General features: G+C 40.5%; 22 protein-coding genes. All 22 read left to right on the top strand.

All coding sequences use genetic code 11. From position 1 onward, the window contains the following. Nucleotides 1-50: 50 nt before the first annotated feature. Complete coding sequence (gene pdxS, locus ACXJIN_RS05970; protein WP_456400421.1) at nucleotides 51-929, top strand: pyridoxal 5'-phosphate synthase lyase subunit PdxS; 879 nt, start codon at nucleotides 51-53, stop codon at nucleotides 927-929. Between the two features lie 98 nt (nucleotides 930-1,027). Beyond that, nucleotides 1,028-1,612, top strand: coding sequence for a pyridoxal 5'-phosphate synthase glutaminase subunit PdxT (gene pdxT / locus ACXJIN_RS05975; protein ID WP_456400423.1), 585 nt, complete (start codon nucleotides 1,028-1,030; stop codon nucleotides 1,610-1,612). Continuing rightward, nucleotides 1,596-2,360, top strand: coding sequence for a type III pantothenate kinase (locus ACXJIN_RS05980; protein WP_456400425.1), 765 nt, complete (start codon nucleotides 1,596-1,598; stop codon nucleotides 2,358-2,360). The genes pdxT and ACXJIN_RS05980 overlap by 17 nt, the downstream gene beginning before the upstream one ends. Continuing rightward, complete coding sequence (locus ACXJIN_RS05985; RefSeq protein WP_456400427.1) at nucleotides 2,357-3,697, top strand: B12-binding domain-containing radical SAM protein; 1,341 nt, start codon at nucleotides 2,357-2,359, stop codon at nucleotides 3,695-3,697. Before ACXJIN_RS05980 ends, ACXJIN_RS05985 begins: the two co-directional genes overlap by 4 nt. 109 nt (nucleotides 3,698-3,806) lie before the next feature. After that, a complete protein-coding gene (locus tag ACXJIN_RS05990; protein WP_456400429.1) occupies nucleotides 3,807-4,868 on the top strand; it encodes a M24 family metallopeptidase in 1,062 nt (353 codons plus the stop codon). Nucleotides 4,869-4,881: 13 nt separating this feature from the next. Beyond that, nucleotides 4,882-5,442, top strand: a complete 561-nt coding sequence (gene efp, locus ACXJIN_RS05995; RefSeq protein WP_456400431.1) for an elongation factor P — start codon at nucleotides 4,882-4,884, stop codon at nucleotides 5,440-5,442. A 36-nt stretch (nucleotides 5,443-5,478) separates the two neighbouring features. Next, nucleotides 5,479-5,874 (top strand): Asp23/Gls24 family envelope stress response protein, encoded by a 396-nt coding sequence (locus tag ACXJIN_RS06000; RefSeq protein ID WP_456400433.1) that lies wholly within the window; start codon nucleotides 5,479-5,481, stop codon nucleotides 5,872-5,874. Between the two features lie 2 nt (nucleotides 5,875-5,876). Further along, nucleotides 5,877-6,314 (top strand): transcription antitermination factor NusB, encoded by a 438-nt coding sequence (gene nusB / locus ACXJIN_RS06005; protein ID WP_456400435.1) that lies wholly within the window; start codon nucleotides 5,877-5,879, stop codon nucleotides 6,312-6,314. Between the two features lie 111 nt (nucleotides 6,315-6,425). After that, entirely contained in the window at nucleotides 6,426-8,096 is a 1,671-nt protein-coding gene (locus ACXJIN_RS06010; RefSeq protein ID WP_456400437.1) for a formate--tetrahydrofolate ligase, read from the top strand. Nucleotides 8,097-8,128: 32 nt separating this feature from the next. Next, nucleotides 8,129-8,962, top strand: coding sequence for a bifunctional 5,10-methylenetetrahydrofolate dehydrogenase/5,10-methenyltetrahydrofolate cyclohydrolase (locus ACXJIN_RS06015; RefSeq protein WP_456400439.1), 834 nt, complete (start codon nucleotides 8,129-8,131; stop codon nucleotides 8,960-8,962). Next, complete coding sequence (gene xseA, locus ACXJIN_RS06020) at nucleotides 8,959-10,296, top strand: exodeoxyribonuclease VII large subunit (RefSeq protein WP_456400441.1); 1,338 nt, start codon at nucleotides 8,959-8,961, stop codon at nucleotides 10,294-10,296. Before ACXJIN_RS06015 ends, xseA begins: the two co-directional genes overlap by 4 nt. Continuing rightward, complete coding sequence (gene xseB, locus ACXJIN_RS06025) at nucleotides 10,289-10,540, top strand: exodeoxyribonuclease VII small subunit (protein ID WP_456400443.1); 252 nt, start codon at nucleotides 10,289-10,291, stop codon at nucleotides 10,538-10,540. Before xseA ends, xseB begins: the two co-directional genes overlap by 8 nt. Further along, complete coding sequence (dxs, locus tag ACXJIN_RS06030; RefSeq protein WP_456400445.1) at nucleotides 10,527-12,410, top strand: 1-deoxy-D-xylulose-5-phosphate synthase; 1,884 nt, start codon at nucleotides 10,527-10,529, stop codon at nucleotides 12,408-12,410. Before xseB ends, dxs begins: the two co-directional genes overlap by 14 nt. A gap of 2 nt (nucleotides 12,411-12,412) precedes the next feature. Further along, nucleotides 12,413-12,751, top strand: a complete 339-nt coding sequence (locus ACXJIN_RS06035; RefSeq protein ID WP_456400447.1) for an Asp23/Gls24 family envelope stress response protein — start codon at nucleotides 12,413-12,415, stop codon at nucleotides 12,749-12,751. Nucleotides 12,752-12,811: 60 nt separating this feature from the next. Further along, a complete protein-coding gene (locus ACXJIN_RS06040; protein ID WP_456400449.1) occupies nucleotides 12,812-14,413 on the top strand; it encodes a DAK2 domain-containing protein in 1,602 nt (533 codons plus the stop codon). 27 nt (nucleotides 14,414-14,440) lie between these two features. After that, the gene (gene greA / locus ACXJIN_RS06045) at nucleotides 14,441-14,920 is read left to right on the top strand and encodes a transcription elongation factor GreA (RefSeq protein ID WP_456400451.1); all 480 of its coding nucleotides are present in this window, start codon (nucleotides 14,441-14,443) and stop codon (nucleotides 14,918-14,920) included. A 26-nt stretch (nucleotides 14,921-14,946) separates the two neighbouring features. After that, nucleotides 14,947-16,455, top strand: a complete 1,509-nt coding sequence (gene lysS, locus ACXJIN_RS06050; protein WP_456400453.1) for a lysine--tRNA ligase — start codon at nucleotides 14,947-14,949, stop codon at nucleotides 16,453-16,455. Next, on the top strand, nucleotides 16,452-17,774 hold the full coding sequence (gene glmM / locus ACXJIN_RS06055; RefSeq protein WP_456400455.1) for a phosphoglucosamine mutase: 1,323 nt from the start codon (nucleotides 16,452-16,454) through the stop codon (nucleotides 17,772-17,774). The genes lysS and glmM overlap by 4 nt, the downstream gene beginning before the upstream one ends. A 1-nt stretch (nucleotide 17,775) precedes the next feature. Then, complete coding sequence (uvrA, locus tag ACXJIN_RS06060; protein ID WP_456400457.1) at nucleotides 17,776-20,508, top strand: excinuclease ABC subunit UvrA; 2,733 nt, start codon at nucleotides 17,776-17,778, stop codon at nucleotides 20,506-20,508. Nucleotides 20,509-20,567: 59 nt separating this feature from the next. After that, a complete protein-coding gene (gene prfA / locus ACXJIN_RS06065) occupies nucleotides 20,568-21,623 on the top strand; it encodes a peptide chain release factor 1 (protein ID WP_456400469.1) in 1,056 nt (351 codons plus the stop codon). Continuing rightward, nucleotides 21,604-21,960 (top strand): Mini-ribonuclease 3, encoded by a 357-nt coding sequence (locus ACXJIN_RS06070; RefSeq protein WP_456400459.1) that lies wholly within the window; start codon nucleotides 21,604-21,606, stop codon nucleotides 21,958-21,960. The genes prfA and ACXJIN_RS06070 overlap by 20 nt, the downstream gene beginning before the upstream one ends. 289 nt (nucleotides 21,961-22,249) lie before the next feature. Continuing rightward, complete coding sequence (gene pyrR / locus ACXJIN_RS06075; protein ID WP_456400461.1) at nucleotides 22,250-22,777, top strand: bifunctional pyr operon transcriptional regulator/uracil phosphoribosyltransferase PyrR; 528 nt, start codon at nucleotides 22,250-22,252, stop codon at nucleotides 22,775-22,777. The last annotated feature ends 116 nt before the right edge of the window (nucleotides 22,778-22,893 follow it).

The following is a 22,893-nucleotide window of genomic DNA, read 5'->3' on the forward strand; positions in this document are numbered from 1 at the left end:
GCAGAGAATCATGAAGACGGTAGGATCAAATTAGGAGGTGTACTGAATAAATGAATGAAAAAGGAACATGGGTTGTGAAGGAAGGCTTTGCGGATATGTTTAAGAATGGAGTGATAATGGATGTTACCACTCCAGAACAGGCCAAAATAGCCGAGGAGGCTGGCGCCGTTGCGGTTATGGCCCTGGAAAGGGTTCCCGCAGATATAAGAAAAGCTGGCGGAGTGGCGCGAATGGCGGATGTGGGTCTCATACACAAGATAATGGATGCCGTTTCCATTCCGGTTATGGCGAAGGTAAGAATAGGACATATTGCAGAAGCGAGAATTCTGGAAGCGTTGGGAGTTGATTTTATAGATGAAAGTGAAGTCCTTACACCTGCAGACGATAAATACCATATAAACAAACATGAATTCAATGTTCCCTTTGTTTGCGGTGCGCGAGATCTTGGAGAAGCTCTGAGAAGAATTTCAGAAGGCGCCGCGATGATAAGAACAAAAGGTGAAGCCGGGACGGGTAACATTGTGGAAGCTGTTAAACATATGAGAACGGTTATGGATGCGATAAGAAGGTTGAAATTCATGGCAGATGAAGAGCTTTCTGCTTTTGCAAAGGAAATACGCGCGCCGTTAGAACTTGTTAGAATTGTTAAAGAAAGAGGAAGACTTCCGGTGGTGAATTTTGCAGCAGGTGGGGTCGCAACACCTGCAGATGCCGCTTTAATGATGTTGCTCGGAGCGGATGGGGTCTTTGTTGGCTCAGGAATATTTAAGTCTTCCAATCCTCCAAAAATGGCAAATGCCATAGTGCAAGCAGTCCTTCATTACGACGATCCTGATGAACTTGTTAGAATAAGTGAAGGAATAGGACAAGCTATGGAAGGTCAAGAAATAGCAGCTTTAAGCGAAAAATTGCAAGAAAGAGGTTGGTGATAAGAATTGGGCATACACAACGTATGCCCAATTCCTTCAATTTTGAATGTGAATTTTATAGAGAAAGGGGAGAGAGGCCACTCGTTGGCCGCTTTGTTATGAAAATAGGCGTTTTGGGAATGCAAGGTGACATAGAAGAACATCTCGACATGATGGAAAAATTAGATGTGCCAACGATAAGGGTAAAATCCTCCAATCATCTCAATTCTATTGATGGACTAATAATTCCCGGTGGAGAAAGCACAACAATGGTAAAGCTCTTGAAAAAAACGGGGCTCTTCGATGAATTAAAGCAAAAAATAGAAAACGGTCTCCCTGTTTACGGAACTTGCGCAGGTATGATACTCCTTGCCAAAGAAATAGTTTCTCACCCGGAACAGGATTCCCTTAAAGTGTTGGACATAGCGGTTAACAGAAATGGTTACGGCAGACAGGTTGATTCTTTCCAAGTTGATATCCCAATTCCAATTCTTGGAGAAAAACCATTTAAGGCCATCTTTATTCGTGCCCCCATGATAACGAGGGTAGGAAAAGACGTGGACGTGCTTGCCAAGTACGATGAAACACCTGTTATGGTAAGGAAAGGCAATATTTTTGCGTCATCTTTTCATCCGGAAATTACGAACGACACACGCATTCATGAACTTTTCCTAAAGGTGGTAGAAGATGCTGCTCGCCGTTGATGTCGGCAATACGCACACGGTTTTGGGACTTTTTGATGGTGAACAAAACGTGAACAACTGGAGGATTGCTACTTCTCATATTGAGACGGAAGATGAATTGATGGTTAACGTTAATAATCTTATAAATTTTTCGAATAAATCGTTTAATGATATCAAAGCCATGTGTGTAGCTTCCGTAGTTCCAGGTGTTAACAACGTTTTTTTGTACTTTGCAAAGAAGTACCTGCATTCTGATCCGATGTTTATTACCACGGAAAGTGTTGACTGGATAGAGTGGAACGTGTACACGCCAAGTGAGATTGGCGCTGACAGGATCGCGAACGTCATTGCTGCAAAAAAAGAATTTAAAAAAGACGTTATTGTTGTTGATTTTGGAACCGCAATAACGCTGGATGTTGTAACCGACAAATACGAGGGAGGATCTATACTTATCGGTCCACGCACTTCGCTAAAGGCTCTTTTTTCAAATGCGGCAAAATTGCCTGCAGTTTCTGAAAAGTTGCCATCCTCTGCCGTTGGAAAAGATACCCCTTCGAATATACAATCGGGCACAATGCTGGGTACTTCTTTTGCCATTGATGGCCTTGTAAAAGCCTACGAACGAGAGCTTTCAAAAAGCTTTAAAGTGATTGCCACGGGTGGAGAAGGAAACCTCTTTTCCAAGATATGCGACAGGATAGAAGCGTACGATCCGCTTCTAACTTTGAAAGGTATTTCATATTACTACGAAGAGTTGAAAAAAAGATGAAAGCGCTTCTGGTTAATCCATACATTTACGATGTGTCAGCTTACGATTTTTGGTTAAAACCCGTTGGTCTTTTGTACATTGCATCCGCGTTGAAAAAAAGCGGTGTGGAAGTCAAACTTCTGGATCTTCTGGACAGATCTCTTCCAAAGAATAACGTTCACGAAGGACCGTATGGTACCGGAAAATTTCACAGCGTGGTTATAAAAAGTTTGATGGAAGAATATGGTATTCCTCGTTATTTAAAACGATACGGCGCACCCAAAGAAGTTTTTAACTCTTTAGATTTTGAACCCGATGTTATATTGATCACGTCGATGATGACATACTGGTACGGTGGCGTTTTTGAAACTGTTAAAATCTTGAAATCGCGGTTCAAAGCTCCAATAATACTTGGTGGAAATTACCCAACCCTTCTTCCAGAACACGCAAAAAGATCAGGCGCAGACGAAATTGTTGTTGGAGAGGGAATACCAAAAGTGTACAACACGATTGAAAAACTCACCGGTGTGAAGGTTGAACATGCGGTGGGAAATGACTGGTTTGAGCTGTTGAAACCGGATTATTCTTTTTATAAATCCTTAAAAGCCGCCGTTGTCCACACTACATTTGGATGCCCTTTTAGGTGCACTTATTGTATAGCGTGGAAAAAAGGATTCAAAGTTAGAAGCGTAGAAAGTGTCCTGGAAGAAATTGAAAATTTGAAAGCACAGGGCGTAAAAGATTTGGCATTTTACGATGACGCGCTTCTTGTCAAAAAAGAAAGATTTAAAGAAATTTTGAGAAATTTGCCCGATGAAATGAATTACCATTTGCCAAATGGAATTCACGCCAAGCTTTTGGATGAAGAAACGGCGATGCTTTTGAAGGAAAAGAATTTCAAAACGATAAGGATAGGATACGAAACAAGTGATGTGGAACTTCAAAGGAAAACAGGCGGAAAAGTGAGCAACGAAGCATTTTACAATGCTGTTAATCTTCTAAAAAGAGCTGGATTTACCGAAAAAGAAGTGGGAGCATACCTTATCGTTGGACTGCCGGGGCAAAGTTTCGAATCCGCTTTGACAGATGTAAAGCGTGTCGTAGAGGCTGGCGTGAAGCCCGTGATAAACGAATACACCCTCATTCCTGGTTCTATAGATTGGAAAATAGCCGTGAACGAAAGATTAATTGATGAAAACGTCGATCCGCTTTTGCTAAATAATTCGTTAATGGGTTACTGGTGGAAGGGATCAATGGGTATTGAAAAAATACAGCTTTTAAAGGGTATTCTTCATAAGTACACGCTTGGAAAATTAAGTCGAGAAGAACTCTTAAATCTAAAGCCTGAAAATGTGTAGTTTATGATTTTATTTTCACGTAAGAGTGTGTGCATGGCTTTGTGGTATAATTTTTCAAAGAGGCATTAAAGAGGGGAGGCATTCTCACATTTTGAGTGAGGAGAAGCGTATGAGCAGATCGGAGAAAATGAAAGAATTTCTCATGGAAAAGGGTTTGGACTATTTTGTGAGTATTTCTTCCGAAGGTTCAAACACCACCGTTAGGTATTTCAGCGGTTTTAGTGGGGATACAGGAGCGGTAATCATAGGAGAAAGTGAGCGTTTCATAGTCGTTGATTCGCGTTTTTACACTCAAGCTTCTCAAGAATCTGATTTTGAAATGGTGAAAACTGAAAATTCTTCTCTTATGGATAAAGTGGGCGAAATTGTGAAGGGAAAGAAGATAGGCGTAGAAGAATCCAAGATGTTTTACGCTTGGTATAGAGATTTGAGTTCAAAGGCTGCCAGCATTGAAAATGTTGAAGATAAGGTTTACGAGTTGAGAGCTGTCAAAGATGAAGATGAGATTAAAAAGATCGAGAAAGCCGTGGAAGTGGCTCAAAGTGCGTTGGAAAGAACACTGGAAAAATTCCATGTTGGGATGAGTGAAAAGGAATTTGCGGCCATTCTTGAATTTGAAATGGCAATGGGAGGAGCACAAAAGCCTTCTTTTGATACAATAGTGGCATCTGGATATCGTGGTGCCTTGCCACACGGGCTTGCTTCTGATAAAAAAATAGAAAATGGTGAAATGATGGTAGTTGATTTTGGAGCGTTGGTAGATGGGTATTGCAGCGACTTAACCAGAACATTTGCCATCGGAAAGGTTTCGCAAAAAGTTAAAGATGCTTACAACGCCGTTTTGAATGCTCAGATGACAGCCATGAAAGCCGCCAAAGCTGGTATGACCGGTAAGGAAATAGATGCAATTGCGAGAAACGTATTAGAAGAAGCCGGTTTGGGTAAATATTTCACACATAGTTTGGGACACAGTGTTGGAATGGACGTTCACGAACCACCGTTTTTAAGTCCCAGATATGAGAAAAAGATCCCTTCGCATGCAATCGTCACTTTTGAACCGGGCGTTTACATAGCAAATGAATTTGGAATACGTATAGAGGACGATGTACTTTTAACTGAAGAAGGCTACAAGTGTCTATCATCTTTCAAAAAAGAATTCACACAAATATGAGGAGGTTGTACCGGTGATAGATGTTACAAGTTTAAGAAAAGGGACACACATAATGTTAGATGGAAAGATCTACAAAGTTGTTGATTTTTCGATGCATAAAATGGGAAGGGGGCACAGTGCAGTTGTAAGAACAAGACTTAAAGACGTTTTAACCGGTTTGGTACAGGACAAAACGTTCAAAAGTGGAGAAAAAGTTGAAGAAGTGAGCTTGACTTTGAAATCCGCTCAGTATTTGTACAAAGACGAAAGCTTTCTTTATTTTATGACGAGTGACGATTACGAACAGTACTCACTTCCCATTAAAGACTTTCAAGAAGAACTGAATTTCATGACTGAAAATATGGAACTCAACCTTGTTTTTCACGGAGACAAGGTTATAGACATTCTTTTACCTGCGAGTGTTGTTTTAGAAGTTGTGGAAACTGATCCAAGCTTCAAAGGAGACACGGTTTCTGGAGGCGGGAAACCTGCTGTTCTCGAAACGGGATTAAAGGTAACGGTGCCATTTTTTGTAGAAAGAGGAGAAAAGATAAAGGTCGATACGAGAACGGGTGAGTACATAGAAAGGGCTTAATTCCGATCGGTAACGATTAAGAAGGGTGGCGAAAACATGGATGAAAACGGCAATTTTGAAGATGTTGAAAAATCATCTGGCGGTAAAATAGACATTTCCAATCAAGTTATAGAAGATGTCGTTATTTTAACCTTAGCAAAAGCTGAAGGAAAAGAAATAACACAAAAATCCAAGGAATACAAGTATTACAGAAAACAGGTAACAATAGACAGAAAAGACGAGGATAGCATTTCTGTGGCTGTTAAGACGAAGGTGAGATACGGAGAAAAAATTCCAGAAGTGTCCAAGAAGATTCAAAAAGAAATCACCGAAGAGGTAGAAAACATAACGGGTCTTAAAGTTATAGCTGTTAACGTTTTGATAGAAGATGTGATTCCACCAAACCATTCTGACGAGGAATTCAACGATGATGAAACGGAGGATCAAGAATAGAGGTGTACACAACCAAGTCTCATCGTAGACAAATAAGGGATTTGGCTTTTAAAGCCATCTATCAAATGGAGTTCCAGGATTTAACACCTTCCGAGTCGGTGCACAGAGTGTGCCAAATGGAAGGTGTTTCTTCAGATTTTGAGAAGGAAGTTATGGATTTTGTGGAAGGCACTTTTTCCAGATTGGAAGAAATAGATCGGATAATAGCGGAAAGATTGATTGGGTGGTCTCTTGAAAGGCTTTCCAGCATTTCAAGAAGCATATTAAGGTTGGGAACTTATGAATTGATATACGTACCAAACATTCCAATTGAAGTGACTCTTAACGAGGCGGTGGAGTTGTCTAAGAGTTACGGAACGCCCAAAGACAGAAAATTTGTAAATGGAGTGTTGGATAGGATAGCAAAAAAATTTGCTCCAGATTTCAAGCGTGAGTTGTAATTTTTAAATCTATGAATTTATGCGCTCATAAGATGCGCGAAAATACAAAAAGGAGGTGAGTGTGGCACTTCTCCGCGACAAATTAAAAGTCGTGGTAGAGACCACAGAAAGATGAAGAGCGATATTGAAATTGCCCAAAGCGTTGAATTGAAACCGATAAGAGAGATTGCAAAGATGGTGGGAATAGAAGAGGATGAATTGCTTCCCTACGGAAAGTACGTTGCAAAAGTACCGCATCAGTTGTTGAAAAAGTACAAGGATAAACCAAATGGAAAACTTATAATTGTCACCGCAATAACGCCCACACCGGCGGGGGAAGGAAAAACAACAACAAGTGTGGGTTTAGCACAGGGAATGAACAGAATAGGAAAGAAAGCCATAGTCACTTTGCGTGAACCATCGCTTGGACCAGTCTTCGGAATAAAGGGAGGTGCTGCAGGCGGAGGATACGCTCAAGTCCTGCCTATGGAAGACATAAACTTGCACTTTACGGGCGATATGCATGCCATTAGCGCTGCACATAACCTTCTTTCGGCTATGATAGATGCCCACGTACATCATGGAAACGATCTTGATATAGATGTGAGAAGAATAACATGGCCAAGAGCTATAGATATGAACGATCGTGCATTAAGGCAAATAGTGATTTCATTGGGTGGAAAGGGAAATGGATATCCCAGAGAGGATAGATTTGTTATAACCGCTGCTTCGGAAATAATGGCAATTTTATGTCTCGCAAGTGATCTTTCAGATCTTAAAAGAAGACTGTCCAACATAATAATAGGTCAAACAAGAAAAGGAAAATACGTTACAGCTGGTCAACTAAAGGCCGAGGGTGCAATGGCGGCTTTGCTTAGAGATGCCATAAATCCAAACCTTGTTCAAACGATAGAACATACGCCTGCTTTCGTCCACGGCGGACCTTTTGCTAACATAGCTCACGGCACGAATACAATCGTGGCGACTAAGTTGGCACTTAAACTTGCAGATTACGTCATAACTGAAACGGGTTTTGCGGCTGATCTTGGTGGTGAGAAATTCTTCGATGTCGTTTCAAAGTATGCGGATTTAAAACCAGATACGGTTGTACTCGTTGCAACAGTTAGAGCACTGAAAATGCATGGTGGTATGGATAAAAAAGAGTTGAAACAAGAAAATTTGGAGGCTTTAAAGAAAGGTCTGGAAAATCTCAAAGTGCACATAGAAAATGTTAAAAAATTTGGTTTACCAATAGTGGTGGCTTTGAATAAATTTGAAAGCGATACCGATGCAGAATTGAAGATCGTTGAAGACTTTGTGAAGAGCATGGGTGTGAGGATCGCTCTAAACGATGCTTGGGCAAAAGGCGGAGCGGGAGCAGAAGAACTTGCAAGAGAAGTTGTAAAATCCACGGAAGAAGACGAAAACAACTTCCATCGTTTGTATGATTGGGAAGCGCCAATCAAAGAGAAGATTGAAACACTTGCAAAAGAAATATACAGGGCTGGAAATGTAGTTTACACTTCCAAAGCGTTATCCGATATAAGAAAGATCGAAAAAGAAGGAAAGGGAAACCTTCCGATAATAATGGCAAAAACTCAGGCGTCTATAAGTGATGATCCAAAAGCGATTGGAGCACCAAGCGGTTACACGTTTACCGTGAGGGAAGTCTTCCTTTCAAATGGCGCGGGCTTTATCGTTCCAATTGCCGGGGAAATAATGACCATGCCAGGCTTACCGAAAGTTCCAGCAGCTCAGATGATAGACGTCGATGACGATGGAAAGATAACGGGACTATTTTGAGTCTTTGTGAAAATTAAGGAGATGCTTGACATATGATCCTCTCAGGAGCAGAACTTTCCAAAAAGATAAAGTCAGAAACAGCCGAAGAAGTTCAGCGTCTCAAAGCGGAGGGTATTACCCCCGCTTTGAGATGCGTTGTTTCTGGTGATGATAGATCTACGGATGTTTATTTGAACTCGATAAAGAAGAATTGCGAGAAACTCGGTATAGACTTTGCAAAGGTTATGACAAGCGGTAAAAAGATCATAGAAGACGTGAAAAGTTTAAATGATGATCCAAATGTTAGTGGAATAATGATAATGCATCCAGTTCCAAAGGAAGTTGACGAATTGACAGTTTTGGAAACTCTCAGTCCTTTAAAAGATGTAGAAGGAAGAACTCCTCAGAACTTAGGAAAGGTATTATTGGGTGTGAAATCTTTTACACCGTGCACGGCTCAAGCTGTTATGGAGCTTCTTGAGTATTACGAAATTGATTTGAAAGGGGCAAATGTCACTATAGTTGGAAGAAGCACCACGGTTGGAAAGCCCCTCTCGTTGATGATGCTTTCAAAGCACGCAACTGTAACAGTATGCCACTCAAAAACGCGTGATTTAAAAGAAAAAACGAGAAATGCAGATGTGTTGATAGCGGCGGTTGGGAAAGCGAAAATGTTTGATGCCGATTGGGTAAAAGAAGGAGCGGTAGTTATAGATGTTGGAATAAACGTGGTAGATGGCAAGGTAGTTGGTGATGTCGACTTCGATTCCGTTTCTCAAAAAGCTTCCGTATCAAAAGTACCCGGCGGTGTGGGAAGCGTAACCAGCGCCATTCTTATGCGAAACGTGGTGGAAGCCGCTAAGATAAATGCGAAAAGTGAAAAATGATCGATTACAACGAAATGGGTGTTTCAGAGCTCACCCAGAGGATAGTGCAAGACTTAAAATCAGATCATACTTTGAGTAACGTCGCAATTCGTGGGGAAGTTTCGAATTTCAAGTATTCGGGTCCCCACGCCTATTTTTCTCTCAAAGAGAAGGATTGCCTTTTGAATTGTGTTATGTTTAACGCCGTTTACAAACTGCACAACAGGAAAATAGAAGAAGGAACTTTGGTAAAAGCATATGGATCAATTCGTGTTTACACGAAGAGAGGAACGTACCAACTTTACACGGAAGGCGTAGAAGAAGGAAGGGATTTTGGAGAACTTTACAGGCGCTTTGAGGCCTTGAAAAGAAAATTGATGACACGTGGTATTTTTGATAAACCAAAAAAATCGCTTCCGCTTTTCCCAAGAAAGATAGCCGTTGTGGCTTCAAGAACATCCGCGGCTTTTCAAGATGTTTTAAACACCGTAAACAAAAGGTATCCCTTGGCTGAAATTTTGCTTTTTCACACCGGAGTTCAAGGAGAAGCAGCCACTTCTCAAATAGTAAACGCATTAGAGCAGGCCGATAATTCAGATGCGGACGTTGTTTTGCTCGTGCGTGGAGGCGGAAGCATAGAAGATCTGTGGAATTTCAACGAAGAGAAAGTTGTTATGAAAGTCTACGAAATGAAAAAACCGGTCGTTACAGGGGTTGGTCATGAGGTTGATACGACGCTTGTCGATTACGTGGCGGATATGAGGGCCCCCACTCCCACCGGAGCGGCGGAAAGGGTAACTCCAGATTTAAAAGATATAGAAAGAAGAATCGAAATAGCTTTTAAAAGTCTATCGACTTTTCTACTTAACAAGTTATCCTCTCATACTTCAAATGTCAATCATATGAAGGAAAAGCTAAGAGCTCGCTCTCCTTCAAGAACTCTTGAAATAAAAAAACAAAACGTTGAGACGTTTTTTGAAAGAATGAGAAGAAAAATCGATGAGATTCTGAAAGAGAAAACGAAGAGCATTTTAAGAGACGAAGAAGCCTTAAAACGCTCAAAAAGTGTGCGAGAAGTGGAAATATTCAAAGAGAGAGTTGAAAATGCCTTTTACAATTTGAAAATCGTGATGCGTTCTAAAGTTGAGAAAAATAGATACATTTTGGATAAATTGGAAAGTGAATTAAAAGCGCATGATCCACGAGCGCCTTTAAAAAAAGGTTATTCGCTTGTCTACAAAGAAGGTTCGCTGGTAACTTCAACTGATGAACTTAAAAGCGGCGATATCCTTAAAGTCGTGCTCGCGGATGGCTTTGCACTTACGAATGTTAAGGAGGTACATCAAAGTGAATGATACTCCTGAAAAAGGAGAAAAAGACAAGATAGAATCGCTTTCTTTTGAAGAAGCGTACAGGAAATTGGAAGAAACCCTTCAGCTTATGGAAAGTGAAGATGTGACTTTGGAAGAATCTTTGGAACTCTTTAAAAAAGGCGTTGAACTTTACAAGAGATGCAAAGAACTCATCAATTCGGCTTCACTAACGGTGAAAGAAGTTTTAGGAAACCTCGAAAAGGAGATCGAAAGTGAAAACTCCTGAAATCCTCAAAGATGAGCCTCTATTCAAAAAATTAAAAAACATGTCTTGCGAAGAGCTTCGCGAACTGGCAAACGTCATACGAAAATACATAACGGAAGTTGTAAGCTCTGGAAATGGTCATATGGCCTCCAATTTGGGTACGGTAGATCTTGCTCTAGCGCTTTACAAAATCTTTCCTCCAGATGAAAATTACATAGTTTGGGACACGGGACACCAAGCTTACACTCACAAGATACTTACCGGTAGGGCAAAATCTCTCCCAACTATTAGAAAATTTGGAGGGATAAGCGGTTATCCAAACATTCACGAATCTCCTTACGACAGATTTGGAGTTGGACACGCTGCCACTTCGATTTCTGCCGCACTCGGAATAGAAGCGGCAAATAAGATCTTAAAAAAAGATGGGAAAACCATTGTAGTTATAGGAGATGGGGCAATGACTTCAGGAACAGCGCTTGAAGCGTTAAACCAGATAAAGTCTATCTCATCTAATTTGAAGATTGTCTTGAATGACAACGGCATGAGTATATCTCCAAGTGTTGGTCAATTATCGAAAAAAATTTTAACCCATCTTCGCACTTCAAAAGGTTTCAGAACGATTGATAACAAATTTTACGATTTACTCAAAGAAAATGACTTGGAACAGATAGCCGACAAGGTGAAATTGTCCATAAAGAAATTGCTCCTCTCAAATAATTTCTTTGAAGAAATGGGATTAAAATACCTTGGTCCAATAGATGGACACGATATTAAAATGTTGTTGAGAGCTTTCGAAAGTTTGAATGAAATAGAAGGGCCAGTTGTCGTTCACGTTGTAACACAAAAAGGAAAGGGAGTTTCGTACGCAGAAGAGAATCCAACAAAGTTTCATGGCGTTTCCATGATAGATCCAAAGACTGGAATTTCGTTGGAAGTAAAAAAAGAAAAGCATTCTTACAGTGAGGTCTTTGGAAGGGTGTTATCTTTAATGGCAGATATAGATGAAAGAATAATTGGAATAACCGCCGCAATGGAAGAGGGAACGGGACTTAAATTCTTTCATGAAAGGCATCCAGAAAAATTTTACGATCTGGGAATAACAGAGAGCCTTTGTACAACTTTCGCCGCTGGCGCCGCCACCCGTGGTTTAAAACCGGTAGTTGCGATATACTCAACTTTCCTTCAAAGGGCGTTTGATCAGATAATTCACGATGTGGCCTTACAAAATCTGGACGTTGTTTTCGGAATAGATAGAGCTGGTTTGGTAGGAGAAGACGGTCCTACTCACCATGGAACCTTTGACATTTCTTATTTGAACCTCATTCCCAATATGAAAATATTGGCGCCTTCCTCAACGAAAGAATTGTCATCAATGATGAAAGCGATTATAGGAAGGGTAAAGGGTCCCATTGCCATAAGATACCCAAGAAAAAGTGAAAAGGTGAACATCACGGAAGTCATTTTGGCACCCATTTTGGATGAGCCATTCAGATGGCAAAAAATTGTTAACGGAAAAGATGGTACAATACTTGCGGTGGGATCGATGGTAGAAGTTGCACTGAAAGCAGCGGAAATTTTGAAAGGAAAAGGATTATCGGTCTCGGTGTACAATTGTAGAAGTGTAAAACCTTTAGACGTTGAAGCTTTGGAAGAGATAAAACTATCGCCACACATTTGGACTTTAGAGGAAGGCAGTGTGATCGGAGGATTTGGTAGTTCAGTTGTGTTAAAATTGCAGGGTTACAGGAATAAAGTAGAAGTGTTGGGAATAGACGACAACTTTGTTGAACATGGAACAAGAGAAGAACTTTTGGAAAAGGTGGGACTTTCTGCTGAAAAAGTAGCACAAAGAATGTTTTTCTCGTTGACAAGGAGAAAATGGGAGGGATAATGTTGAAATTTTCCACGGAATATGGAGAAATAGAAGTTTCTTCACAAGCTTTGAAAGCCCTTATCAAAGAGGCGATGGTCAACAGCTATGGAATAGTCGATCTGTCAAATCCATCAGTCTTTTCTGGCATCGTTTCGATGTTCAGCGACGTTGACAAGGGAATAAAACTTGTAGATGATGGGGTGGATATAAAGGCGGATATTTACGTCGTTGTAGAGTATGGAACAAACATCCCACAAGTTGCCAAGAATTTACAAGATAGCATCATATACAATCTTACGAACTATGCCGGAAAGGAACCTCTGGAAGTTAACGTACACGTTGTGGATGTGAGTTTTTAAACTTTTTTCTCTTTTAACAAAGGAGGTGTTTTCTCACGTTTAAAAGCGTGAGTTTGCGTTGTGAAAAGAATTAACGGAGAACTTTTTGCCATAGGATTTAAAAAAGGAACGGAGATACTCTTAACACACGTTGATGAAATAAACACTTTAAACGTTTTTCCTGTTCCCGATGGAGATACGGGTTCCAACATGTCTTCTGCGCTTCTGGAAGCGTGCAAGCACATTGAGCAATTGAAAAGACAAGAGCTTCCCTCCGTTTTACAAGCAATAGAAACGGGAACATTACTGGGAGCCAGGGGAAACTCAGGCGTTATACTTTCGCAGATATTCCGTGGATTTGCTCAAGCGTGCAAAGGTAAGAAAACTCTTGATTCGCACGATTTTGCGAAAGCTTTGAAGAGTGCAAAAGAGGTCTCGTACGGGGCTGTTATAAAGCCCGTGGAAGGAACCATGTTAACCGTGATAAGAGTTTTGGCGGAAGAAAGCGAAAGCCTTATCGATGAAGATCTCACCAAATTCATGGAAAAATTGTGGAAGCGGTCTCAAGAAGTTGTGGAAGAAACCCCAAAACTTTTGAAGAAATTACGTGATGCGGGCGTAGTTGATTCCGGCGCAAAGGGGTTTTCCTACATAATAGAAGGATTTTACAAGGCTCTAAACGGTGAAAGAGAAGTTAACCTCGAAATAGAGAACGCGGGACCTCGTGAAATAGTCCGTATATCTCAAGAAGAATTGAAGTATCTTTATTGCACAGAAGCGATAGTGAAGCTAACAAAAGAAGTGGATATTCCTTCGCTTAAAGCTTATTACAATTCACTGGGAGACTCTTTGGTGTTGGTTAATTCAGGAGATTATTTGAAATTTCACGTTCACACCAACACGCCTGGTAAGGCCATAGACAAAGCGTTGGAATTTGGAGAGCTCGTCAAATCTAAAATAGACAATATGAAGATCCAGCATCACCAGATAATAAAAAACGAGAAAGAATCACCAAGTGAAAAGAAGAAATATGGCCTCATTGTTGTGGCAAATGGAGAAGGTTGGGAATCTATATTCAAAAGCATAGGCGTTGACGTTGTTGTGAGCGGCGGTCAAACGTCCAATCCAAGCACTGCACAATTTAAAGAAGCGGTTGAAAAGGTAAACGCGGAGGAGATATTCATCTTTCCCAACAATTCCAATATAATATTGGCAGCGGAATCGGTTAAAGAAATGGTAGAGGGTAAGAATATTTTCATCGTGAAGACTTCCACTGTTCAACAAGGATTGGCAGCCCTTTTCATGTTCAACCCACAGGCGAGTTCTCTGGAAAACATGAACAGATTTAAAGAAGCCATTGAGTCTGTGAAATCGTTGGAGATAACGCAGGCTGTTAGGGATAGCAAGATAAAAGACACGGAAATAAAGGAGGGAGAGTTCATAGGTTTTTTGGATGGAAACCTGGTCTGTTCGAAAAAAACCCTTGATGAAAGCGTTTTTTGCACATTGGATAAAGCGTCAGCTTCAAGCGCAGATATAATAACCCTCTTTTATGGAAAAGACGTTAGCGAAAGTGATGCGCAGGTGATTTTCAAAGAAATACAAATACGATATCCAAGCGTAGATGTTGAGATGTACAATGGTGGGCAAGCTCACTATTTCTATTTGATTTCTGTGGAATGAATTTATTGAGTTGTCAAGGAGGAAAAGATGAAAGAGAAGATAGTTCTTACCAAAGAGGGATACGAATCTTTAAAAAAAGAACTTGGTGAATTGAGAGAAAGGCTTATGAATGATGTTGCTCAGAAGATCAAAGAAGCAAGAGAGTACGGAGATCTCAGCGAAAACAGTGAATACGACGAAGCGAAAAACGAACAGGGAAAGATAAACAGCAGGATAACTGAAATAGAAGAAATATTGTCCCATGCCGTTGTTGTGGAAGAAAACAAGGACATTCACGAAGTGAACATTGGAAGCATCGTGAAATTGAAAGATCTAAACACCGGCAAAGAGATGAAAGTGATGGTGGTAACATCACAAGAATCAGACATATTTAAAAACAAGATTTCTGTTGATTCTCCATTAGGAGAAGCGATCTACAAAAGGCATCTTGGAGAAACGGTTAGAATTAAGGCACCAAATGGGACAAAAAAGTATCTGATCATGGATGTAACGACTGGAACGCTTTGATTTCCACTTTGAAAGGAGAAAAAGGAATGGACGAATTGAGGCTTCAAAAGATAAAAGAAGTTGAAGAGTTAAAAGAAAAAGGAGTTAACCCGTATCCATATCGTTACGAAGTAACACACAAATTGATAGAGATTCATGAAAAATTCGATCACCTTCAAAACGGAGAAAAAGATGAAAATTTCACGACTTCCATTGCCGGTCGTGTTATGGCAATAAGGCATCACGGAAAATCCGCCTTTTTCGTTCTACAGGATTCAACCGCCAGGCTTCAATGCTACATAAACGTTCAAGTCGGGCAAGAAGAATTCAAAATTTTTAAAGAGTACGTTAAGGTTGGAGACTTTGTGGGAGTTAAAGGTTTTCCATTTAAGTCTCACACCGGTGAGCTGTCTGTTTTTGTCAACTCGTACGAAATTCTTTCAAAAGCGATAAGGATTTTACCGGAAAAGTGGCATGGTCTTACCGACAAGGAAAAGATATACAGACAAAGGTACGTTGATACAGTGGTTAACAGGGAATCATTTGAAAGATTCAAGAAAAGATACGAAATAATAAGGTTGATAAGGGATTTCATGAATGAAGAGGGCTTTTTGGAAGTTGAAACGCCCATTTTACAATTCGTAACCGGTGGCGCAACTGCGCGGCCATTCATCACTCATTTGAACGTTTTTAACATACCAATGTATTTGAAAATAGCCCACGAACTCTATTTGAAAAGATACATAGTTGGTGGCTATGATGCGGTTTACGAAATAAACAAATGTTTTAGAAACGAAGGTGTAAGTTACAAACACAATCCAGAATTCACAATGATGGAGTGCTACAAGGCGTACGCTGATTACAACGATATGATGGATTTAACTGAAAGACTGGTAACACACGTTATAGAGAAGACAAATGGAAAGTTGAAAATAGAGTATCAAGGAAAGGAAATAGACTTTTCTCGTCCATGGAAGAGGATAAAGATGCGTGATTATATATTAGAACGTTTGGGCGTTGATATATTAGAAGATTCCGATGAAAAGATGCTACAAGTTTTGAAAGACCATGACGTTGAACCTTCTATGAAAGAGAGAGGCCATTACATCGAAAAATTGTGGGACCTTCTTGAAGATACAATAGTAAATCCAACTTTTCTTATGGATCACCCTGTTGACATTTCTCCGCTTGCAAAACGGCACAGAGAAAATCCAAGACTTACGGAAAGATTTGAAGTCATAGTCAATGGTAATGAGCTTGCGAACGCTTTCAGCGAGTTGAACGATCCTTTGGATCAAAGAAAGCGATTTGAAGCTCAAGCGGCTTTGAGAGAAGCTGGAGATGAAGAAGCCCAAATGATGGATTTCGATTTTTTGAGGGCTCTAGAATACGGTATGCCACCAACCGGCGGGCTAGGAATAGGAATAGATAGACTTGTCATGTTCGCCACCAATGCAGCTACCATAAAAGACGTTATTGCTTTCCCGATAATCAGGCCAGAAGAGTTCAACGCCGAGGGGTTAGAAGCGGAAGAAGAAAAGGAAGAAAAAAAGTGAGAAAGTATTTCGGTACAGATGGTGTGCGAGGCATTGCAAACATAGAATTAACCGCTGAACTCGCTTTTAAAATAGGAAAAGCAAGCGCTTACGTTTTGAAAGAGCATAATCATCCTTTGAACACAGTCCTTATAGCGCGTGACACGAGAATTTCAGGCGAGATGCTGGAAGCCGCCTTAGTTTCGTCCATTCTTTCAATGGGGTTTAATGTTCTAACGTGTGGGATCATGCCCACGCCGGTTTTAGCATGGTTAACCAAAAAAGAAAAGACGGTAGGCTTTATGGTGAGTGCAAGCCATAATCCATGGGAACACAACGGAATAAAGATCTTCTCAAACGGTTTCAAATTGCCAGACGAATTGGAGGAAGAAATAGAATCTCATTTTGAGGATGAATTGAGAAGCTTTGAAGTGGGAAGAATGGTGCAAAAAGACATGTTAAGTGAGTACGTAGAGTGGCTTGCAAAGAGGTATGCGCATCTGAAGGGATACAAAATATCTTTTGATCTGGCAAATGGTGCGGCCGTTTCAACCGTCCCAGCCGTTGCAGAGGCGATAGGCCTTGAAGTAGTTCTTCACAATTTTGAGCCAGACGGAAAAAACATAAATGAAAATTGTGGGGCCCTCCATCCTGAGTATCTTTCAAAGAAAATCAAAGAAACAGATAGTGATTTTGGTGTTATTCATGATGGCGATGCGGATAGATGCATAATGATCACCAAGAGTGGAAGAGTTGTCGATGGCGATGATATGCTCGTGATAAACGCCGAGAACATGAAATCAAACGGAAGACTTAAAAATAACACCGTTGTGGGAACAGTCATGACAAATTTGGCTATAGAAGAAGCTCTAAAGAAAAATGATATAAACTTCGTTCGAACAAAAGTGGGTGATAGGTACGTCCTGCAAGAGATGAAAAAGCGTGGGGCAACGTTGGGGGGAGAACAGTCAGGACACATAATATTTTTCGATCTGGCAACGACAGGCGATGGGCTTCTAACGGCGCTTGAAACCATAACGGCCGTATCTTCTTTGAAAGAAGATTTAGACGCGTTTGTTTCTAAAATAAAAAGGTACCCTCAAAAGATGGTGAATGTGAAGGTAAGAGATAAAAACGTAATCATGACTGATGAAAGAATATCTTCATTTTTGAGAAATGAAAATGGAGATGAAGAAATTAGAGTGGTGTTAAGGGCTTCTGGAACAGAACCTTTGATACGGATCATGGTTGAAGGAAAAGACGAGAAAAAAGTGAATGCCTTGTTAGAAAGAGCGCGTCAACTCGTTGAAGAGGTGAATTCTTCTGGAAAATTTTCTTAAAGTGAAAGGTGCCAAAGTTCACAATTTGAAGAACGTCAACGTGGAAATCCCAAGAAACACCTTAACAGTCATAACAGGGCTTTCTGGATCTGGAAAATCTTCGTTAGCGTTCGATACGATATACGCAGAGGGACAAAGAAGGTATCTTGAGTCCCTTTCTTCTTACGCAAGACAATTTCTGGGTGAATTTAAAAGGCCGGATGTTCAAGAAATAGAAGGCCTTTCTCCAGTTATAGCTATAGATCAAAAAAGCGTTTCTCACAATCCACGTTCCACGGTGGGAACCGTCACAGAAATATACGATTATCTTCGTCTTCTTTACGCAAGAGTTGGTATCCCTCACTGCACTCAATGCGGTAGACCTTTGGAAAAGCAAAGCATCGATGAAATAGTCGATAAAATAGAAAAACATTACAAGCCTGCAAAGAGAATAGCCATCTTGGCTCCGTTGATCGTGGAAAAGAAGGGAGAATACAAAAACCTTTTCGATTACCTTAAACGCCGTGGATTTCTAAGGGTTATAGTGGATGGTGAAGAAAGATTACTCGAGGAAGAAATCTCCATAAAAAAACAAACAAGGCATACAATAAAATTGGTAGTCGATAGATTGAAAGTCAAAGAAGAGAATCATCAGCGACTTGTCGAATCTATTGAGATAGCTTTAAGCGAGGCCAACGGCTTGGTAGAAGTTATGGACTATGAAACAAAAGAAGTGGAGTTCTTCAGTGAAAAATTAGCTTGCCCTGTTTGTGGAATAAGTTTTCCAGATATTTCTCCAAAGCTATTTTCGTTTAATTCTCCTTACGGAGCCTGTCCGGTATGCTCGGGATTGGGATACACCACCGAAATAGGTGAAGAATTCGTGATAAACCCAAAAAAGTCCATTTTTAACGGGAGAATAATACCTTACAAAAGCGGAAAAAGCTTCGTACTCTTTTCAATAAAAAAATTGATAGTGAAAATGGGCAGCAATCCGGACTTGCCATTTGGAAAGCTCCCCCAAAAAATACAGGATGCCATTTTGCATGGCGGACCTGGCTTCAAGGGGCTTATTCCCCACCTAAAGGATAGATATGAAAAGACGGACTCACAAGAGGTTAGAGAATGGATAGAGAGAAATTTTCTCGTTCATAAAGTTTGCAAAGCTTGCGGCGGAAAGAGATTGAGAAAAGAAGCGCTGGCGGTTACATTTTTGGGAAAAAATATCGCGGAAGTTTCAGATATGACAGTTGAGAAAGCTTACGAATTCTTCGAAAGGGCAAAATTGGAAGAACAGAAAATGAAAATAGCCTCTGAAATTTTGAGCGAAATAAAGAGAAGACTTAAATTCTTGCTTGAAGTTGGTCTTGGCTACCTCACGCTTTCGAGAAACGTTTCGACTCTCTCGGGTGGAGAATCCCAGCGCATAAGGCTTGCTACCCAATTGGGTTCTAAACTTGTGGGGGTGACTTACATACTCGATGAGCCGACCATAGGTCTTCACTATAGAGATAACGCCAAATTGATAAAAATGCTTGAAAATTTACGCGATCTTGGAAATACCGTCATAGTAGTAGAACATGACGAGCAAGTTATAAGATCTGCAGATCACGTTGTGGAAATAGGTCCCGGCGCAGGCGAAAATGGAGGGAAAGTGCTTTACTCTGGAACGGTTAAGGGTTTGGAAAAATCAGGCACGCTCACTGGTAAGTATTTGAGTGGAAGAATGAAAGTTTCCATTCCAACCGTGAGAAGAGAGGCAAAAGGTCATTTAATCTTAAAGGGCGCCAAACACAACAATTTGAAAAATTTGAACGTCGACATACCTTTGGGAACGCTTGTATGCGTAACGGGAGTTTCAGGTTCTGGAAAGTCATCACTCATTATGGAAACGTTGTATCCACTTCTTATGAACCACATATACAACAGTCATATGCCTTGCGGAAAACACGAATCCATAGAAGGATTGAAAAATATCGATAAGGTGATCTCCATAGATCAAAGTCCTATTGGAAGGACACCACGTTCCAATCCCGCCACTTACACAAAAGCTTTTGACCACGTGAGAAAGCTCTTTTCTATGACAGAGGAAGCCAGAATAAGGGGTTACACTCCTTCAAGATTCAGTTTCAATGTTAAAGGCGGCAGATGTGAAGCGTGCGCTGGACAGGGCGTGATAAAAGTTGAGATGAACTTCATGCCAGATGTTTATGTGGAATGCAATGTTTGCAATGGGAAGAGATACAATAAAGAAACTTTGGAAGTCAAATACCACGGAAAGAATATAAGTGAAGTTTTGGATATGTCTGTGGATGAGGCAATGGAATTCTTTAAAGACAACCCAAAAATATTGTCACCTCTAAAAGCCCTTCACGATGTCGGCTTGGGATACATAAGGCTTGGCCAACCAGCCACAACCCTATCTGGAGGGGAAGCGCAAAGGGTTAAGCTTTCAGCCGAATTACGTAAAGTTTCAACTGGAAAGACCCTTTACATCTTAGATGAACCGACAACTGGTTTGCACTTCCATGATGTTAAAAAGCTAATCGATGTGCTTCAGAGATTGGTGGACAAAGGAAACACCGTTTTGATAATCGAACACAATTTGGACGTTATCAAAAGTGCGGATCACATCATAGACCTAGGGCCAGAAGGTGGAGAAAATGGTGGATACATAGTTTGCAGCGGTACGCCGGAAAAGATAGCAAAATGTCCAAATTCCTATACGGGTATGGCATTGAAGAACGTCTTCTAACAGCGTTTAAACTTCAAAAACTTCACATATAAGGCATCACATGGTATAATTCAAACATGATAATTGAGAGTTTTAAAACATTCTATGACAGGTACAACGAACTTAATTTTCTCCTTTCTAAACCAGATGTGGTGAATTCACCAGATAAGTTCATAGAATATTCAAAAGAACTTTCTCAAATTTCTGAGCAAGCTCTTCTCTACGAAAAATACCTCGCCTTGAAAAATGAAATCCAAGAGTTAAAAGACATCATGTCTGAAGAGATGGAAGCAGAAGTAAAAGAAGAAATATCCGAAAAAGAGAACGAGATAGAAACCATTGAAAAGAAAGCGTTACAGCTTTTAGAAGACGCCGATCCAGATTTAAATAGAAATATCATCGTAGAAATAAGAGCAGGAGTTGGCGGACAGGAAAGTGCTATATTCGCAGGAGATCTACTCAGGATGTACTTGCGTTACGCTGAAAGACATGGCCTAAAGAGTGAAATTCTTTATTCCCACGAAACGGAACTGGACGGCTTCAAAGAAGTTGTCTTTTCTGTCAGCGGTAAAGGGGCTTACAAACTCTTTAAATACGAAAGTGGTGTGCACAGAGTTCAGAGAGTACCCCTAACCGAAGCTTCAGGAAGAATACACACTTCAACGGCAACTGTAGCCGTTCTTCCAGAGGCAACAGAAGTGGAGGTAGAGATCGCTCCAGAAGATTTGAAGATAGACACTTTTCGATCGTCCGGTGCGGGAGGGCAGCATGTGAATAGGACTGAATCTGCCGTAAGAATAACTCACATTCCAACCGGTATTGTTGTTGTCTGTGAATCGGAACGTTCTCAAATTCAAAATAGAAGCATTGCCATGAAAATATTACGCTCGAGACTTCTGGAATTGAAGAAAAAAGAAGAAAACAAAAGGATGTCATCCATGCGTCGAAACCAGATAGGAAGTGGCGAACGTAGTGAAAAGATAAGGACGTACAATTTTCCACAAAACAGGGTTAGCGATCATCGAAACGGCTTTACAACTTACAAGCTCGACAGGGTAATGAATGGAGAATTGGATGAAATCATTGAATCCTTAAGAGAATGGGAAGCACAAAAAGATGGAATTTCTGGGAGCTAAATTTGAAGGGGATTTGAGGGAAGTTTCCACTAAATCGCTTGCATACGTGGGAGATTCAGTATTCGAGCTTTTTTGTAGGATGAATTACTCTTTTGATAACAAAGAAGTTGTAACACACGTTAACGCCAAAGCCCAAGCGAAATACTTCGATAAAATAAAAGACGTGTTGAAAGAGCGTGAAAGAGATGTCGCTTTTCGTGGAAGAAATCTTAAAAGTCCACGGAGCAAGGACCCCTTTTACAGGAAAGCGACGGCCTTTGAAAGTGTTGTGGGATATTTGTTTTTAAAGGGTGAGATTGAACGTCTAACTTTTCTTCTTAAACTTTGCTTTAAATAGTAGTGAGAATTTCCACCATTTCAAATGGTGGAATTTTTTGAGCTTTACAGATTTTGTAAATCAAAACTTGACACGCGGAAAAAATTAAGATATAATCCAGCGGATTCTGGAGGGCAAAAAATGGAAAAGATTATAAAACTCTTACGTAAACATTCACCCATCAAACCGTTTAAGCGGGACAAGGGTGAATTTTTTTTACCCCATAGATATTCTCTCCAATTTTTAAATTTCGTGTTTTAAAGGGACGCTTTCAGCGTCCCTTTTATTTTGCCATGATGGAGGTGTTTTGATGAGGAAACTCGTAGAAAAGCGTGAATTTGAGCTGATGATAAGCAGAATGTTTCACGAATTAGTGGAAAGATTGGGAGATGCCGCCCCCGTTTTAGTTGGAATAAGGACAAGAGGGGTATACCTTGCTCAAAGGTTTTCCAATCTCTTTAAACAGGAGAAAATAGAACACGATTTTGGAACGATCGACATCACCTTTCACAGGGATGATACGAATCTTTCTTTGAAAATCCCAAACGTTAAAGGCACACAGCTTAATGTGGATTTAAACGATAGGACAGTCGTGCTTTTCGATGATGTTATTCATACCGGTAGAACTGTCAGGGCGGCGTTGGACGAAATAATGGACTTTGGAAGACCCAGTAAGGTCATACTCGTCACGCTCATAGACCGTGATAGAAGAGAACTGCCTATTCAGCCGGATATCCTTGGAAAATTCATCCCCACCCGCAAAGATGAAAGAATCTTTGTCAAGTTTTCAGAATACGATGGAGAAGATGGGGTGTTCATAGGAGGTAATGAAGAATGAGTATAGCTGGTAAAGACATATTCGATGTGGATGTGTTGAGCAAAGAGGACGTCTTGCAGGTATTCCAAACGGCGAAAGAATTCAAAGAGGTTTTAAAAAGACCTATAAAGAAAGTT

It is taken from the genome of Mesoaciditoga sp. (genome assembly GCF_054006115.1).